Here is a 15,766-nt window from a genome sequence, read left to right on the forward strand (position 1 = left end):
CGGAGAGCCGGCCCTACCCCAGGGCGGGGCGACGATTGTCGCTCCGCCCTTTTGCTTTCCATCGCTGCCTGTTGGCGATACACTCCGACACATCGTGTTTGCTCAACGTCATCTCTCATGGCGGCGGGGCGGGCCACTGACGACAGCCGTACTGGTGTCGCTCGGGGCCGCCGCGCTCGTGGCGCAGCCTGCGCCGTCCTCGGCACCCGGGGCCACCTACACCGAGAAGATTCCCAACTCCACCGTCACCTTCGACATGGTGGCGGTCCCTGGCGGCACGTTCATGCTCGGCAGTCCGGCGAGCGAAGCGGGCCGGGACGCCGACGAAGGGCCGCAGGTCGAGGTCACGCTGAAGCCGTTCTGGATCGGCAAGACCGAGGTCACCTGGGACGAGTTCGATCAGTTCGCCTTCGTCGGCAACACGGGGGCGCGCACGGGCGACGGCGGTGGCGGGGATGCCGACGCCGTCACCAAGCCGTCGCGGGCCTACGGCGACGAAGCCAAGGGGTACGGCAAGGGCAAGATCCCGGCCCTCGCCATGACCCAGCACGCGGCCATGGAGTACTGCCGCTGGCTGTCGCAGGTCACCGGCAAGGCCTATCGCCTGCCCACCGAAGCGGAGTGGGAATACGCCGCGCGTGCCGGCAACACCGGCGCGCAGCCCGCCGACCTCGACGACCAGGCCTGGCATGCCGGCAATGCGAAGGAGATCCCGCACCCGGTCGGCGAGAAGAAGCCCAACGCCTTCGGGGTGCACGACATGCTCGGCAACGTCGCCGAATGGACCTTCGACCTCTACTCGGAGGGCCGCTACGCGGAGTGGGCGCCGAAGGCGTCCCAGCCCGTGGCGCTGCCGACCGACAAGCGCTATCCGCACCCGACGCGTGGCGGGTCGTTCATCGAAGGCGCCAACAAGCTGCGCTTCGCCAACCGGCAGTCGTCGCACGAGGACTGGAGTCAGCGTGACCCGCAGGTGCCCCAGAGCATCTACTGGCACACCGATGCCGACCACGTCGGCTTCCGCGTCGTCCGCGCCCTGGACGAGCAGGCGAACCTCAAGGGGTTCGTCAGCAAGGTGATCAAGGAGAGCGCGGACAGGTAGGCCCATCGCGAGATGGGCTGTAGCCGTCGACCTTCAGGTCGACGGTCAGTGTTGCCGCACGGTGAGCGTCGAGCTGAAGCTCGACGCCTACAGAGGCCGCAGTCTGTGGCCAACGAGGTAGTGAGCATGTCTGAGCAGCAATCCGGATCGACGCGACGCGATTTCCTGAAGACGACGACGGCCGCGGCCGTGGGCAGTGGGCTGACGGGGTGGGGTGTCATCCCCGGGGCGCATGCGCAGGGCAGCGATGAAATCCGCATCGGCCTGATTGGCGCCGGCGGGCGCGGCAGCGGGGCCGTGGCCGACGTGTTCAAGGGCCACGAGACGGGCGTGCGCCTGGTGGCCGTGGCCGACATGTTCGGCGACCGGACCGAGCAGGCCGTCAAGCGGCTGTCGCAGCAGTACGGGGCGCGCGCCGCGGTCAAGCCCGAGCATGTGTTCACGGGCTTCGATGGCTACCAGAAGGTCATCGCGGTGCCGGAGGTGAACTACATCATCATCGCCACCCCGCCGGGATTCCGCCCGACGCACCTCGAGGCCGCCATCAAGGCCGGCAAGCACATCTTCACCGAGAAGCCGGTGGCGGTGGACGGCCCGGGCATCCGCAAGGTGATGGCGCTGGCCAAGGAAGCCGATGCCAAGGGCCTCAACATCATCGCGGGGACGCAGCGGCGCCATCAGCACGGCTACATCGAGACGATGAAGCGCGTGCACGACGGGGCCATCGGCGACGTCGTGTCGGCACGCGCCTACTGGAACCAGGGCTTCCTCTGGAAGCGCGATCGGCAGCCCGAGTGGAGCGACATGGAGTGGCAGCTGCGCAACTGGCTCTACTTCACCTGGCTCTCGGGCGATCACATCGTCGAGCAGCACATCCACAACCTCGACGTGATCAACTGGGCGAAGAACGGACACCCGGTCAAGGCCACGGGCATGGGCGGGCGGCAGGTCCGCACCGACAAGGCCTACGGGCACATCTTCGACCACTTCGCCATCGACTACGAGTACGGCGACGGGTCGCACATGATGAGCATGTGCCGGCAGATCGACAACTGCGCCAACAGTGTCTCGGAAGCGCTGGTCGGCACCAAGGGCACCTGCCAGGCCGACAAGTACGAAATCGTCGGCGCCACCTCCTGGAAGGGCGACAAGGATCCGATCAGCCCGTACGTGCAGGAGCACATCGACCTGATTCGGATCATCCGCGCCGGCCAGAAGGTCAACGAACTCCAGCAGGTCGCCGAGTCGACGCTCACCGCCATCATGGGCCGGATGTCCGCCTACACGGGCAAGGCCGTGACGTGGGAGGAAGCGCTGGCCTCCAACGAAGCGCTGGTCCCGACGAGCCTCTCGCTGGGGCCGATTCAGACACCGGCCGTGCCGATGCCGGGCCAGGGCACGGTGTAGGTCTGGAGACCAGGAGACAGCCAGGGCGAGCGGGGGAGGGTCGGAGCCGTCCGACCTCCCGCCGCTGGTCTGCCAGGGCGCTGGTGTTCATCGCCCTGAGCGGCGTGGCCGTGCCCGCCTGTCAGCACTACGACGCCGGCGGCTCGCCCGAGCGGGAGCAGGCCGGCCTCCGTCTGCCCCCGCCCTCGACCAGCGAACGGCCGCCACGCGTCGAGCTGAAGCTCGACGCCTACAGTTGATCTTCCGCTGGAGACAGCCCTCAGTCGGATCGCGCACACCCGGCAGCGGCGAACCGCGGAAACCTGTGGTGGCTCCGCCGGCGACTGCCGCGCCCGCCGTCCTTCCCGGTGAATGTGCCCTTATACTGCAGCGCTGACCATGCCCGGCGGTCCGCGCCTCACCATGTCCCAAGGAGTCTCTCGATGAAGCGGATTGGAATCCTGGCGCTGGCCGCCACGCTGGCGACGAGCACCGCCGTGATGGCGCAACCGGCCCCGGCCGCGAAGGATGCGGGCTGGACGACCCTGTTCGACGGCAAGAGCCTGGCCGGGTGGCGCGGCTTCAAGAGCGAGACGCCGCCCCCGGGCTGGGAGGTCAAGGATGGCGTCCTCGTCCACAGTGGCAAGGGCGGCGACCTCATGACGGTGCGCGAGTTCGGCAGCTTCGATCTCGAGCTGGACTACAAGGTGGCCGTCGGGGGCAACAGCGGCATCATGTACCGCGTCGTGACCGAGGGCAACGCGCCGTACTGGAGCGGTCCCGAGTACCAGATTCTCGACAACGAGCGCCACCCCGACGCCAAGAACGGCCCCGACCGCCTCTCGGGCGCCAACTACGATCTGATCGCCCCGAGCGCGGCCGTCAGCAGGCCGGCCGGGGAGTGGAACACGGCCCGCATCGTCGTGCGCGGCAACCACGTCGAGCACTGGTTGAACGGCACGAAGGTGGTCGAGTACGAGTTCGGCAGCCCGGCGTGGACGACGATGGTCGCCGAGAGCAAGTTCAAGGCCTGGCCGATCTACGGCAAGGCCACCCGCGGGCACATCGTGTTGCAGGATCACGGTGACCTGGTCGAGTTCCGCAACATCCGTGTCAAGGACCTGAACTAGATGCCGACGTCGACGCGCCTCAAGCTCTCCCTCCTGATGTTCCTCCAGTACTTCATCTGGGGGACGTGGTACGTCACGATGGGGCCGTACCTGAACGAGACGCTGAAGTTCAGCGGCCCACAACTCGGCCTCGCGTACGGCGCCACGGCGCTGGCCGCCATCGTGTCGCCCTTCTTCGTCGGCATGGTCGCGGATCGCTTCTTCGCGACCGAGAAGATCATGGCGGTGCTGCACCTGGTCGGTGGGGCGCTGCTGCTCTACATCTCGACGCTGACGACGTTCGGCACGTTCTATCCGCTGCTGCTGATCTACACGCTGTGCTACATGCCGACGCTGGCCCTGGCCAACTCGCTGTCGTTCCGCCAGATGACCGATCCCGGCAAGGAGTTCCCGGGCATCCGCGTGCTGGGCACCATCGGGTGGATCGTGGCTGGCTACGCCATCGGCGTGCTCGGCTTCGGCACCAGCGCCGGCATGTTCCGCACCGCGGCGGCCGCCTCTATTGCCCTCGGTCTCTACAGCTTCGCGTTGCCGCACACGCCGCCGACCAGCACCGGCGGCAAGGTGCAGCTGCGCGACATCCTCGGCCTCGACGCGCTGGCGCTGATGAAGGAGCGGTCCTTCGCCATCTTCGTGCTCGGCTCGTTCCTGATTTGCATCCCGCTGCAGTTCTACTACGGGCTGGCGGGCACGTTCCTCAGCGAGATCGGCGTCGCCGACGTCTCGAGCAAGATGACGCTCGGGCAGTGGTCCGAGATCGGCTTCATGCTGCTGATGCCGTTCTTCTTCGTGCGACTCGGCATCAAGTGGATGATGATCGTCGGCATGCTCGCCTGGACGGTGCGCTACGCGCTGTTCGCCCTCGGTGACGCGGGTTCGGGGATGTGGATGCTCTACGTCGGCATCCTGCTGCACGGCATCTGCTACGACTTCTTCTTCGTCACCGGCCAGATCTACGTCGACAAGAAGGCGCCCGCCCACCTGCGTGGCGCGGCGCAGGGCTTCATCGCCTTCGTCACGCTCGGCGTCGGCATGTTCATCGGCTCGCTGGTCTTCGGCCCGGTCGTCGATGCCTACAAGCTGGTCGATGCGTCCGGAGCCGTCGGCCACGACTGGTCGGCCATCTGGGTGTACCCGGCCGCCGCAGCCGCCGTCGTGATGGTGCTGTTCTTCGTGATGTTCAACGATCGCGTCGAGACGGCGCCAGCGAAGTAGGGCCGGGACGGTGCCCCCGCTCCGCACCGTCTCGGTCACGCGGTACGTCACGCCGCTGCGCGAAGGCGGGTCGCTGCCCGCCATCGTCGAAGCCGATGACGATGGGTTGTACGTGCTGAAGTTCCGCGGTGCAGGGCAGGGGCCGCGCGCCCTCATCGCGGAACTCGTCGCCGGCGAGCTCGCCCGTGCCCTGGGGCTGCCGGTGCCGGAGCTGGTGTTCGTCGAGCTCGATGCCGACCTGGCGCGCACCGAGCCCGATCCGGAGATCCAGGAACTGATCCGGGCCAGCGCCGGACTCAACCTCGCCCTGGACTATCTGCCCGGCTCGGTCACCTTCGATCCGAACGCCGACCGCCTCGACGCCGACCTGGCGTCCGAGGTGGTGTGGTTCGACGCCTACACCAGCAACGTCGATCGCACGGCCCGCAACACGAACCTGCTGATGTGGCATCGAGCGCTGTGGTTGATCGACCACGGCGCGAGCCTCTACTTCCATCACGGCACGCCCTCGGGCGAGTTCGGGGCCCGGGTCGCCGACCCGTTCACCCGCATCAAGGAGCATGTGCTGCTCGGGCGGGCCTCGACCCTCGCCGCGGCGGATGCGCGCCTGGCGGCGCGGTTGTCGGACGAGATCATCGCCGCGGTCGTCCATCTCGTGCCCGATACCTGGCTCGGCGAGGATGCCGGCACGCAGCGGCAGGCGTACGGCGACTACCTGCAGGCGCGGGTGCGTGGGCCCAGACCCTTCGTGGAGGAGGCGACCCGTGCGCGACTGTCACGCGTATGACTACGCCGTGATCCGGGTCGTGCCGCACGTCGAGCGCGAGGAGTTCATCAACGTCGGCGTGATCGTGTCGTGCCCGTCACGCGGGTTCCTCGCCACGCGGATGCACCTCGACCCGACACGTGTGGCGGCGTTCGCGCCGACCCTCGACCTGGACCTGGTCCGACGCCACCTGGCGTCGTTCGAGGCGGTGAGCCGTGGCGGTGAGGATGCCGGGCCCATCGGCGCGCTGCCGGCGCGCCAGCGCTTCCACTGGCTCGTGGCGCCGCGCAGCACGGTGATCCAGACCTCACCCGCGCACACCGGCTGGTGCCGCGATCCGGACGAGACCATCGGCAAGCTGCTGCGTCAGTACGTCGCCGGCGCGCCGGGCGACGTTGGCTAGAATGGCAGGATGACCCGCGTCCTCCGATCCGTGGCTCTCGTCGCCGGCGCGGTGGCGCTGCTCGCGCCCCACGCCGTGCGCGCGGCGGCCGACGACAAGCCGGGCTACCAGACCGTCAGCTTCGCCCAGCTCAGCGACTTCGACTACGAGGTGCCCGACCTGCTCGTCGATGGCGGCGGGCCGCCGCCACCGAATGTGGTCCCGGCGAAGGTGAAGGCCCTCAACGGCCGCAAGGTCGCCGTACGCGGCTTCATGCTGCCGCTGGACCTCGATCAGCACGGCGTCAGCCAGTTCCTCCTCAACGGCAGCTTCGACATGTGCTACTTCGGGGCGCCGGTGCGCATGAACGAGTGGATTCTGGTGACGATGAAGGGCGGCAAGAAGACGCCGTTCACGCATCTGGCCACGCTGGCGTACGGGACCCTCGAGGTCGGTGAGGAGAAGAAGGGGGGCCGCGTCATGAGCCTCTACCGGATGCAGGCCGACGGCGCGGAGATCGCACGGTAGGCGGATGGCTCTCGTCCTCGACGTGCGCGACCTGCGCAAGGCGTTCCGCGCCCCGGACGGCGAGACGATCGCCATCGTCGACGTGCCCACGTTCGGTCTCGACGAGGGCGCGCACGTGGCCCTCCGCGGCTCGAGCGGCTCGGGCAAGACGACGCTGCTGCACCTCATCGCCGGCATCCTGCAGGCCGATGGCGGCCAGATTCGCATCGACGGCCGGGACATGGCGGCGCTGCCGGAAGCCGGGCGTGACGCGCTCCGCGCCGAGCGCCTCGGGTACATCTTCCAGACCTTCAATCTCCTGCAGGCCTTCACGGCGCTCGAGAACGTTCTGCTCGGCATGATGTTCGGGCGCGGGGCGGACGTCGCGCGCGCGACGGCGCTGCTCACGCGGGTCGGACTCGCCGATCGCCTCCACTACCGCCCGCGTCAGCTCTCGGTCGGCCAGCAGCAGCGCGTCGCCGTCGCGCGCGCGCTGGCCAACCACCCCAGGATCGTGCTCGCCGACGAACCCACCGGCAACCTGGACCTGCGCCACGCGCGCGAGGCGCTGGGCCTCATCAGGGACACCTGCCGCGAGCAGGGGGCGGCCCTGCTCCTCGTCTCCCACGACGAGCAGGTCCTCGCAGGCTTCGACACGGTCGTCGACCTCGCCTCGATCAACCGTGCCATGGCCGAGGCGCCGACGGTGGAGCGGACCCAGTGACGGCTCGCGCGCCGGGCCTCCTGCTGCTGGTGCGCCGCAGCCTGCGGCAGCATCTGCTGTCGACGATCGTGACGGCGGTCTCGGTCGCGCTCGCCACGGGATTGACGATGGCCGTGTTCGCGATTCGCGATCAGGCGTACGTGGCGTTCACGGGCGGACGGACAGGCTTCGACGCCGTGCTCGGCGCACGGGGCAGCCAGCTGCAGCTGGTGCTCAACGCGGTCTTCCACCTGGAGACGTCCCCCGGCAACGTCCCCTGGTCCCTGTACGAGGCCATCAAGGCCGATCCTGGCGTGGCGCTGGCGATCCCGTACGCGGTCGGTGACAGCTACGAGGGCTATCGCATCGTCGGCACCACACCCGAGCGCTTCTCGGCGGTCGAGTCGGCCACGGGGCGGGGCCTGGCCATGGAGGCGGGACGGGTCTTCACGCCGGAGGCCGACGAGGCGGTGGTGGGCAGCGTGGTCGCTCGCCGCCTCGGGCTCCGTGTCGGCGACGAGTTCGCGCCCGCTCACGGTCTGGTGGCCGAGGCGAGTGCCCCGCACGACGACCACTGTCGCGTCGTGGGCATCATGGCGCCGACCAACAGCCCGTCGGACCGGGTGATCTGGATTCCCATCGACGGCGTGTTCCGGATGTCGGGGCACGTCCTGCGCGGGACGGGGCGGCCCTACCGGGCCGTCGAAGGGGAACCGATCCCGGACGAGCATCGCGAGGTGAGTGCCGTCATGCTGACGCTCGCCGATCCGCAGGCGGGCTTCTTCCTCAGTCAGCGCATCAACGGGCAGGGCAAGGTGGCGACGCTCGCGTGGCCCATCGGGCGGGTGGTGGCCGAACTGTTCGATCGCATCGGCTGGATCACGCAGGTGCTCGCGCTGGTGGCCTACCTCGTGGTGGCCGTGGCGGCGGGGTCGGTGCTGGCGAGCATCTACAACACGATGAACGAACGCCGCCGCGAGTTCGCCATCCTGCGTGCGCTCGGCGCCCGACGGGCCGTGGTCTCGCTGGTGATCGTGCTCGAGGCGGCGACGATCACCGCGCTCGGCGTGATCGGCGGTGGTGTGGTGTACCTCGGCATCCTGGCCGTGGCGCGGGCCGTGATTCGGGCGCAGACCGGCGTCGTGCTGGACGTGCTGGCCTGGCATCCAGCCCTCTGGATGACCCCTGTCGCCCTGCTGGCCCTCGGCGCGCTCGCAGGGCTGGTGCCCGCCTGGAAGGCCTACCGGACCGACGTCGCGGACCACCTGTCGCCGACGTCGTAGCGCAGCGCACGTCGCAGGGTAGGGCCCGCTCTCCGAGCGAGCCGTCACGGGACACGCCCGCGTATGTCCCGACGGCCGTTTGCGTGCCCGTGCCGGGTGTAGCACAATCCGAAGGCAGACCCGCCGCGCGCAGGCGACCCAACGATCCGTGCCCATCTATCTGGACTATCACGCGACCACCCCGGTGGACCCCAGGGTGTTTGCCTCCATGGCGCCGTACTTCATGGAGGTCTTCGGTAACCCGGCCAGCAGCAGCCATCGGTTCGGACTGCAGGCCCGCGCTGCCGTCGAACAGGCACGGCAACGCATCGCCGCGGCGCTGAACGCCTCGACCCCACGCGAAATCGTCTTCACGTCGGGATCCACCGAGTCCAACAACCTCGCCATCAAGGGCGTCGTCCGCCGGTGCGGGACGCGTGGCCGGCACGTGATCACGGCCGTCTCCGAGCACAAGTGTGTGCTCAATGCGTGCAAGTCCCTGCGCGAGGACGGCTTCGACGTCACGGTGCTGCCCGTCGAGGCCGATGGCTCGCTGCCGGTGGAGGCCGTCGCCGCGGCGTTGCGTCCCGACACCGTCCTGGTGTCGCTGATGCACGCCAACAACGAGATCGGCGTCATTCACGACATCGCGGCGATCGGCGCGTTGTGCCGTGCGCAGGGAGTGCTGCTGCACACCGACGCCACGCAGTCGTTCGGCAAGGTGCCGGTGGACGTGCAGGCGATGCAGGTGGACCTGCTGTCGATGAGCGCCCACAAGATGTACGGCCCGAAGGGCATCGGCGCGCTCTACGTCCGGACCCCGTGTACGCTCGTGCCGCAGCTCGATGGTGGTGGACACGAGGGAGGCCTGCGCAGCGGCACGCTCAACGTCCCCGGCATCGTCGGCCTGGCCGACGCCGTGGTGCTGGCGTGCGCCGACCTCGAGGTCGATCGCCGCACGCAGCGCGCCCTTCGTGATCGCCTGTGGCTCGCCCTGCGCGACGCGTATCCCGGCATCCTCCTCAACGGCCCGGATCCTCTGACGGCGCCAGAGCGCCGGCTGCCGAACAACCTGAACGTGAGCGTGCCCGGTGCGGCCGGCGACGCCCTGCTGGCGGCGCTCGGCGACGACATCTGCGTCTCGACCTCGTCGGCGTGCACCAGCGCGTCGGGCGAAGCGTCACACGTCCTCACGGCCATCGGCCGGGCCGAGGGGCACACGAACCTGCGCATCAGCGTCGGGCGGCCCACGACCGACGCCGAGATCGACCAGGTGGTCGCGTGTATCGGACGCGCTGCCGTCAGGGCGTAGAATGCCCACCATGTCCCTTTCTCGTCGTGCTCTGTTGGGCGCCGCCGGCACGGCCGCGGCTGCCGCGGCCATGCAAGTCGTCCCGTCTTCGTCCGCGCTGGCGCAACGCACCGGCCCCACGCCGGCCTCCCTCGGGAAGGGGCCCGGGCGCGTCAAGCTCGGCGTCTCGTCGTACTCGTACTGGCACTTCAAGCCCCAGGACAAGCCGTTCCCCATCGAGAAGGTCATCGAGCACGCCGCGTCGGTGGGCGTCGAAGGCGTGGACATCCTGCACCGGCAGATGACCGGCGAGGACAACGCCTACCTGCAGCGGCTGAAGAAGCACGCCTTCGTCAACGGGATCGACCTCATCGCGCTGTCGATCCATCAGGGCTTCGTCTTCCCTGACGCCGCCGAGCGGCAGAAGAACATCGACCACACCGTGCACTGCATGGAACTCGCCTACGCGATGGGCATTCCGTGCCTGCGGCTGAACACGGGCCGCTGGAACACGACCAAGTCGTTCGACGACCTGATGGCCAACCGTGGCATCGAGCCGGTGCTGCCCGGGGTGACCGAGGACCAGGGCTTCGACTGGTGCATCTCGTCGATCGAGAAGCTGCTGCCGACGGCCGAGAAGCTGGGGGTGGTGCTCGCGCTCGAGAACCACTGGGGCCTGGCGCGCACCGCCGAGGGCCTGATGCGCATCGTCGATGCCGTCAACTCGCCGTGGCTGGGCGTGCTCGCCGACACGGGCAACTTCCTCGACGACCAGTACGCACAGTTCGAGAAGATTGCGCCCAAGACGGTCTTCGTCCAGGCCAAGACGTACGAAGGTGGCGGCGAGTGGTACTCGCTCGACATCGACTACGCCCGCATCGCGAAGATTCTCGCGGCGCAGCAGTATCGCGGCTACGTGTCGCTGGAATTCGAAGGCAAGGCCCCGGCCGAGACCGCGGTGCCCAAGGCTGTTGCGCAGCTGCGCGCGGCGTTCAAGGTCTAGGGAGGGCCGGCTCACCGAGCCGGCCGTCACGAGCGCGGGGCCGACGGCCCGTTCGGAGAACGGGCCCTACCCACCGCTAATGCTTGGCAAACACGCTCGTCTTCCCGTCCTCGGTGAAGGCGAGCGTGTTGTATTTCTGGGGAGCCGGGCCTTCCATGCCCGGCGAGCCGATGGGCATGCCGGGCACGGTGATCCCCTTGACCTTCGGCTTCTCGGCCAGCAGGCGCTTGACGTCGTCGGCCGGCACGTGGCCCTCGACGACGTACGAGCCCACGAGGGCCGTGTGGCACGAGGTCGCCGTCGGCGGCACCTTGTTGGTCTGGCGGATGCTCGTCAGATCGTCGCGGTGTTGCGTCTCGACCTTGAAGCCTGCCGCCTGCATGTGCTCCACCCACTTGCCGCAACACCCGCAGGTCGGCGTCTTGTAGACGACAACGGTGGGCAGCTTGGCCTGCGCCGTCACGACGATCCCGGCCAGGGGCAGGGTCGAGACGAGCACGACGCTGAGGCGCGCGATGAAGTTCTGTGTCACTGATTTCTCCTCGACTCTCAACATACCATCGTCGGCTGGTAGGACTGCCACGTCCGCCGACCTCAAGGTCGGCGGCTACAGTCGCCAGCGGAGCCATCGAGCATCGCCACAGGTCGGGGCTGCAGGTTGAACGCGATCAGACTGGAGGCTTTCTCCAGCGGAAGAACGATTGTAGGCGTCGACCTTCAGGTCGACGCGCGTCATCGCGGCAGCGGCGTGTCCATCTCGGCGGCGATCCAGCTGACCACCGCGATGCCGGCCGCGGCCTTGGCCATCTCCTTCGGATCGATACGCTCGACCGTGTCGGCGGGGGAGTGGTGGATCTGGAAGTACTTCGTGGGATCGCCCGCCAGCGCCATGGCCGGGACCTGGCCGACCTGCGCGATGGGCCCGATGTCGGCGCCCCCCCCACCTGGTCCCAGCGGCGGGAACCCCAGGGGCCGCAGCAGGTCCACCGCCTCGGCCATCATCTGGCGTGCGCGGTCGTTGCCCGAGAAGCCGAGGCGCATGGGCTCGAAGACGCCGATGTCGGACTCGAGGGCGAGCACGTGCTTCGAGGCGCTCTCGATGTACGCGTCGCGGTAGGCGAGGGCCCCCCGCAGCCCGTTCTCTTCGTTGGTGAAGAGGACCACCCGGACGGTTCGGCGCGGGCGCAGCCCGAGCACCTTCATCAGCCGTGCGGCTTCCCAGGTGACGATGCAGCCGACCCCATCGTCAGAGGCGCCACCGGCCGGATCCCACGAGTCGAAGTGCCCGCCCACGAGGACGATCTCCTCCGGATGCTCGCGTCCGACGATCTCGCCGATCACGTTGGCCGATTCGACGTCCGGCAGCGTCTGCGCCGACATGCGCAGGCGGAGGGTGACCGGCACGCGGCGAGCCACGAGTCGCGCCAGGCGCTGTGCGTCCTCGATGGGGATGGCCGCGGCCGGGATGCGCGGCGTGCCCTGCAGGTAGCTCATGCCGCCGGTGTGGGGCGTGCGCAGGCCCATCGGACCCACTGACCGGACGAGCACGGCCACCGCGCCATGGCGCGCGGCGTTGATGGCGCCGTTGGCGCGATAGGCGACGGTGGGGCCGTAGCCCGTGTACGGCACGTCGAACAGCACGATGGTGCCCGGGATCTCCGAGCTGCGCGTGTTCAGCTCGTCGAAGCTGCGCACGACGACCAGCGGGGCGGTCACGCCCGCCTCGGGCGTCGCGATGCTGCCGCCCAGTCCGAGCATGACCAGCGGAGAGGGGACGGGCGTCACGATCTCGAGGGACTCGGCGCCGCGGACCCAGCGGGGCCCCAGGGTCTTCTGCAGGCGGACCTGTTCGAGTCCGTCCTTGCGCATGGTGTCGGCGGCCCAGTCGCTCGCCAGTTCGAGGTTGCGCGAGCCGGTCAGCCGGCCGCCGAACGTGTCACACAGTTCAGCGAGGCGGTCCCAGGCCGCCGTGGAGCCGACGCTGGCGTCGATCAGGCGCTGGACGTCTGTCTGGAACGGTGCCAGCCAGCCGGCCGTGGGCCCCGGCTGGGCCGCCGCGCGGGCAGGGGGGAGCGCGAGGAGGGCCGACGCGGCGGCGGGGACGGTGGACAGCAACTGTCGGCGAGTCGGCATCGCCGGAATTATCGTCGAAGCGTCACGACTGGTTAGACTTTGCCATTCAAAGCCTGGCCGTCGCGCGACCCGCTGCTGCGGCCGGCCTCAGCGGGATCGACGAATGATGTGCTCACGATCCACGGCCAGGCCGGGTACGGTTTGCACGGTCCCATCCGGCCACGTCACCCGAATCGTGACCGCGCCGGAGTCGCGGCCAAGGCCGATGTAGAGGCGGTCGTCCGAGGCCGACAGATAGCTGCCCCCTGAGTGGACGCGACGAACGATCGGCGGCTGGCCGGCACGGTCCACACGGACGGACCCGCCGAGGGCGCGGCGGTTCGTCGTCGGCTGCTCCAGCCGCAGGCGCAGCCAGTGTCCGGCGTCGGCGGTGACGTTGCGCAGCAGTCGCACGGGGCCACCGTTGTTGGTGACGACCACGTCGACGCGGCCGTCGAGATCGAGATCGCCGAACGCGGCACCCCGACTCACCTCCAGCAGGTCGAAGCCCGAGCCGGCCTGCGTCGTCACCTCGGTCAGGGTCACGGCGCCACCGCGCCGCGCGTCTGCTCCTGCGCGCGGGCCAGCCGTGGCGCTGGTCGGCCTGGTCGTGAACAGCTGATTCTTCTGGCGAAACGGGTTGGGCGTCGCTCGCAGGCTCGGAATGACGTTCACCGAGCCGTTGGCGATGAACAACTCGAGCCAGCCGTCGTTGTCGGCGTCGAACCAGTCGGCTCCGAAGCCGGTCATCATCGCGGACGGCGCCGCCAGGCCGACCGCGGCCCGCCGGTCCTCGAAGCCGCCGGTGCCGTCGTTCTCGTACAGCACGAACGTCTCGCCCACGATGTTGGTCACGACGAGGTCGTCGTCACCGTCGCGGTCGTAGTCGCCGGAGGCGATGCCCATGCTGCCCTCGGGCCGACCGGCCGCGTTGTAGGCCGTGCCGGAGAGCAGGCCCATGTCCTCGAAGGTCACGTCGCGCCGATTCATCCACAGCTGGTTCGGCGTGGCGTCGTTGGCGACGTAGATGTCGGGCCAGCCGTCGGCGTCGTAGTCGCCGACGGCGATGCCGAGGGCATTGCCGTACGCGCGGGAGATGCCGGCCTTCTCGCTCACGTCCTCGAAGGTGCCGTCGCCGCGATTGCGCAACAGCCGATCCGGCACCGCGCGATAGGCGCCGGGGGCGCAGTAGTCGCGTCGCCCTGCCGGCTCGACGCAGGGCTTGTTGCCCGCCGGGGTGAAATCCACGTAGTTGCCGACGTACAGGTCGAGGTGCCCGTCGCGGTCGACGTCCACGAAGGCGGCGCTGCTGCTCCAGCGGCTGTCGTTGGCGTTGGCGGCGGCCGTCACGTCGGTGAACCGGCCGTTCCCGTCGTTGCGGTAGAGGACGTTGTCGCCGAAGGTCGTGACGTAGAGGTCGAGGTCGCCGTCGTTGTCGATGTCGCCGACCGCCGTGCCCATGCCCTGCGCCTCGAGGCCGACGCCGGCCTGCTCGGTGACGTCGGTGAAGCGCAGCGTCCCGCCAGGCTTGTCCAGATCGTTGCGGAAGAGGCGTGACGTCGCCAGTGACGGCCGGCTCGGAGAGCCGGCCCTACCCGCCGAGCCGGCCCTACCCGCCGAGCCGGCCCTACCCCCGTCGCGACTCCCGGGGGCGCCCTGGACCAGATACACGTCCAGGTCGCCGTCGTTGTCGTAGTCGAACAGCGCCACCCCCGCGCCCATGATCTCGGTCAGCCAGTACTCGCCGCGCGCCCCGTTGTCGTGGACGAACCGCAGGCCCACCTGCTCGGCCACCTCGTCGAAGCGAGGGCCTGGCGGCTGTTGCGCATCGACCAGCCCGCCGACGAGGACGAGCGTGCCCAGCACGAGCGAGAGGTGGAACACACGTGATGTCACCGTTAGTGATTTCCTGGGCCTGGGCCTTGGGCCTTGGGCCGTGAGCCGTGAGCCGTGAGCCCAGCCCTGCTGAGCCCTGAGCCGTGAGCCCTGAGCCTATTTGATCTTCTGCAACTCGCGTTCGATGGTGGTGGCCATGTCGACCAGGCCGTGGCGCCGCGCGCGCGCCAGCGCGTCTTCGCTCAACCGGCGCCCGGTGGCGATGTCGCCCTTGCGGACGTGGACCGCGCTGGCCGCGAAGACGTAGCGCACGCTCTCGGCGTCATCGGGCTCGGTCAAACGCGCCAACTGCACGAGCGCGTCGTCCAGGCGACCCGTGTTGACCAGCACCCTCGCGAGGTTGAAGCGCAGGGCCCGCACGCGCGGGTTCGCATCGACAGCCTTTCGGTAGGACGTCTCGGCCGCCGGCAGGTCTCCGCGACTCTCCTCGATGAGTCCCAGCGCGTTGTGCACCTCGCCGTCCTGGGGATTGCCCGCTGACGCCAGACGCAGCACGGGCTCGGCACGCGCGGCGTCCTTCGAGGCCAGCAACGCCAGCCCGAAGGTCCGGTGGGCCTCGGCGAGTTGCGACCCGCGGGCGATCACGGCGCGGTAGTGCGCCTCGGCCTTCGGCAGGTTGCCCGTGCGGGCGTAGAGCGTGATGAGGTTGACGTGCGCCTGGAGCAGATCGGCGTTGCGGCTGAGCGCGTCCTCATGCAGCGCGATGGCGGTGGCATCTTCCGCCCGGCTGGCCGAGTCGATGCCCCGTTGCAGCAGCGCCGCGGCGTCGGTGCGCACGGCGGCGACACGCGCCGCGTACGGATCGGGTGGCATGGGCCAGCAGGCGAGGCACTGCTGCTGGCGGGCGATCGAGGCGCGGGCGGCGGCCAGGTCGCCCGCCTTCCGCTGTGCCAGCGCGAGCGCATAGTGCGCGGCGCCGAACGTCGGCACGAGCGCGACGGCACGTTCGAACTGCGTGCGCGCCGCCGGCGTGTCGCCGCTCGCGACGGCGAGGCGGCCGAGGCCGTAGCG

16 protein-coding genes are annotated in these 15,766 nt (G+C 69.4%); 12 read left to right on the forward strand and 4 right to left on the reverse strand.

The features are described from left to right. Positions 1–94 precede the first annotated feature (94 nt). The 12 genes from Q0C41_RS23250 to Q0C41_RS23305 all read left to right on the forward strand — a co-directional run bounded on the left by Q0C41_RS23250 (position 95) and on the right by Q0C41_RS23305 (position 10,747). The gene (locus Q0C41_RS23250) at positions 95–1,102 is read left to right on the forward strand and encodes an SUMF1/EgtB/PvdO family nonheme iron enzyme (protein WP_291987876.1); all 1,008 of its coding nucleotides are present in this window, start codon (positions 95–97) and stop codon (positions 1,100–1,102) included. 126 nt (positions 1,103–1,228) lie between these two features. Further along, positions 1,229–2,509: a Gfo/Idh/MocA family oxidoreductase gene (locus Q0C41_RS23255; RefSeq protein WP_291987878.1), complete on the forward strand. Its 1,281-nt coding sequence runs from the start codon at positions 1,229–1,231 to the stop codon at positions 2,507–2,509. A gap of 83 nt (positions 2,510–2,592) precedes the next feature. Then, positions 2,593–2,748, forward strand: a complete 156-nt coding sequence (locus Q0C41_RS23260; RefSeq protein WP_291987880.1) for a hypothetical protein — start codon at positions 2,593–2,595, stop codon at positions 2,746–2,748. 183 nt (positions 2,749–2,931) lie between these two features. Continuing rightward, entirely contained in the window at positions 2,932–3,618 is a 687-nt protein-coding gene (locus Q0C41_RS23265) for a DUF1080 domain-containing protein (protein ID WP_291987882.1), read from the forward strand. Further along, positions 3,619–4,833, forward strand: a complete 1,215-nt coding sequence (locus tag Q0C41_RS23270; protein WP_291987884.1) for a nucleoside permease — start codon at positions 3,619–3,621, stop codon at positions 4,831–4,833. A gap of 10 nt (positions 4,834–4,843) precedes the next feature. After that, the gene (locus tag Q0C41_RS23275; protein ID WP_291987886.1) at positions 4,844–5,620 is read left to right on the forward strand and encodes a HipA family kinase; all 777 of its coding nucleotides are present in this window, start codon (positions 4,844–4,846) and stop codon (positions 5,618–5,620) included. Further along, positions 5,598–6,002 (forward strand): DUF3037 domain-containing protein, encoded by a 405-nt coding sequence (locus tag Q0C41_RS23280; RefSeq protein WP_291987888.1) that lies wholly within the window; start codon positions 5,598–5,600, stop codon positions 6,000–6,002. The genes Q0C41_RS23275 and Q0C41_RS23280 overlap by 23 nt, the downstream gene beginning before the upstream one ends. A gap of 9 nt (positions 6,003–6,011) precedes the next feature. Beyond that, a complete protein-coding gene (locus Q0C41_RS23285; protein WP_291987890.1) occupies positions 6,012–6,509 on the forward strand; it encodes a DUF3299 domain-containing protein in 498 nt (165 codons plus the stop codon). Between the two features lie 4 nt (positions 6,510–6,513). Then, positions 6,514–7,212 (forward strand): ABC transporter ATP-binding protein, encoded by a 699-nt coding sequence (locus Q0C41_RS23290; protein ID WP_291987892.1) that lies wholly within the window; start codon positions 6,514–6,516, stop codon positions 7,210–7,212. Continuing rightward, positions 7,209–8,474, forward strand: coding sequence for an ABC transporter permease (locus Q0C41_RS23295; RefSeq protein ID WP_291987894.1), 1,266 nt, complete (start codon positions 7,209–7,211; stop codon positions 8,472–8,474). Before Q0C41_RS23290 ends, Q0C41_RS23295 begins: the two co-directional genes overlap by 4 nt. A 148-nt stretch (positions 8,475–8,622) precedes the next feature. After that, positions 8,623–9,765, forward strand: coding sequence for a cysteine desulfurase family protein (locus Q0C41_RS23300; RefSeq protein WP_291987896.1), 1,143 nt, complete (start codon positions 8,623–8,625; stop codon positions 9,763–9,765). A gap of 10 nt (positions 9,766–9,775) precedes the next feature. Next, entirely contained in the window at positions 9,776–10,747 is a 972-nt protein-coding gene (locus tag Q0C41_RS23305; protein WP_291987898.1) for a sugar phosphate isomerase/epimerase, read from the forward strand. A 76-nt stretch (positions 10,748–10,823) separates the two neighbouring features. Here the strand turns inward: Q0C41_RS23305 and Q0C41_RS23310 are convergent, their stop codons facing one another. The 4 genes from Q0C41_RS23310 to Q0C41_RS23325 form a co-directional block, all read right to left on the reverse strand. After that, positions 10,824–11,279, reverse strand: coding sequence for a DUF411 domain-containing protein (locus Q0C41_RS23310; RefSeq protein WP_291987899.1), 456 nt, complete (start codon positions 11,277–11,279; stop codon positions 10,824–10,826). Positions 11,280–11,479: 200 nt separating this feature from the next. Continuing rightward, positions 11,480–12,880, reverse strand: coding sequence for a M28 family peptidase (locus Q0C41_RS23315; RefSeq protein WP_291987901.1), 1,401 nt, complete (start codon positions 12,878–12,880; stop codon positions 11,480–11,482). 87 nt (positions 12,881–12,967) lie between these two features. Further along, complete coding sequence (locus Q0C41_RS23320; RefSeq protein WP_291987903.1) at positions 12,968–14,755, reverse strand: CRTAC1 family protein; 1,788 nt, start codon at positions 14,753–14,755, stop codon at positions 12,968–12,970. 96 nt (positions 14,756–14,851) lie between these two features. Beyond that, positions 14,852–15,766: tetratricopeptide repeat protein (locus tag Q0C41_RS23325; RefSeq protein ID WP_291987905.1), on the reverse strand; the 915-nt coding region annotated here is incomplete at its 5' end.

This window comes from Luteitalea sp. (genome assembly GCF_022842525.1).
Taxonomy (GTDB): domain Bacteria; phylum Acidobacteriota; class Vicinamibacteria; order Vicinamibacterales; family Vicinamibacteraceae; genus Luteitalea.

Excerpts from the sequence above, each read along its gene's own strand:
- Q0C41_RS23255 (WP_291987878.1), top strand. The coding sequence starts at position 1,229 with ATGTCTGAGCAGCAATCCGGATCGACGCGACGCGATTTCCTGAAGACG.
- Q0C41_RS23265 (WP_291987882.1), top strand. The coding sequence starts at position 2,932 with ATGAAGCGGATTGGAATCCTGGCGCTGGCCGCCACGCTGGCGACGAGC.
- Q0C41_RS23270 (WP_291987884.1), top strand. The coding sequence starts at position 3,619 with ATGCCGACGTCGACGCGCCTCAAGCTCTCCCTCCTGATGTTCCTCCAG.
- Q0C41_RS23285 (WP_291987890.1), top strand. The coding sequence starts at position 6,012 with ATGACCCGCGTCCTCCGATCCGTGGCTCTCGTCGCCGGCGCGGTGGCG.
- Q0C41_RS23290 (WP_291987892.1), top strand. The coding sequence starts at position 6,514 with ATGGCTCTCGTCCTCGACGTGCGCGACCTGCGCAAGGCGTTCCGCGCC.
- Q0C41_RS23305 (WP_291987898.1), top strand. The coding sequence starts at position 9,776 with ATGTCCCTTTCTCGTCGTGCTCTGTTGGGCGCCGCCGGCACGGCCGCG.
- Q0C41_RS23315 (WP_291987901.1), bottom strand. The coding sequence starts at position 12,880 with ATGCCGACTCGCCGACAGTTGCTGTCCACCGTCCCCGCCGCCGCGTCG.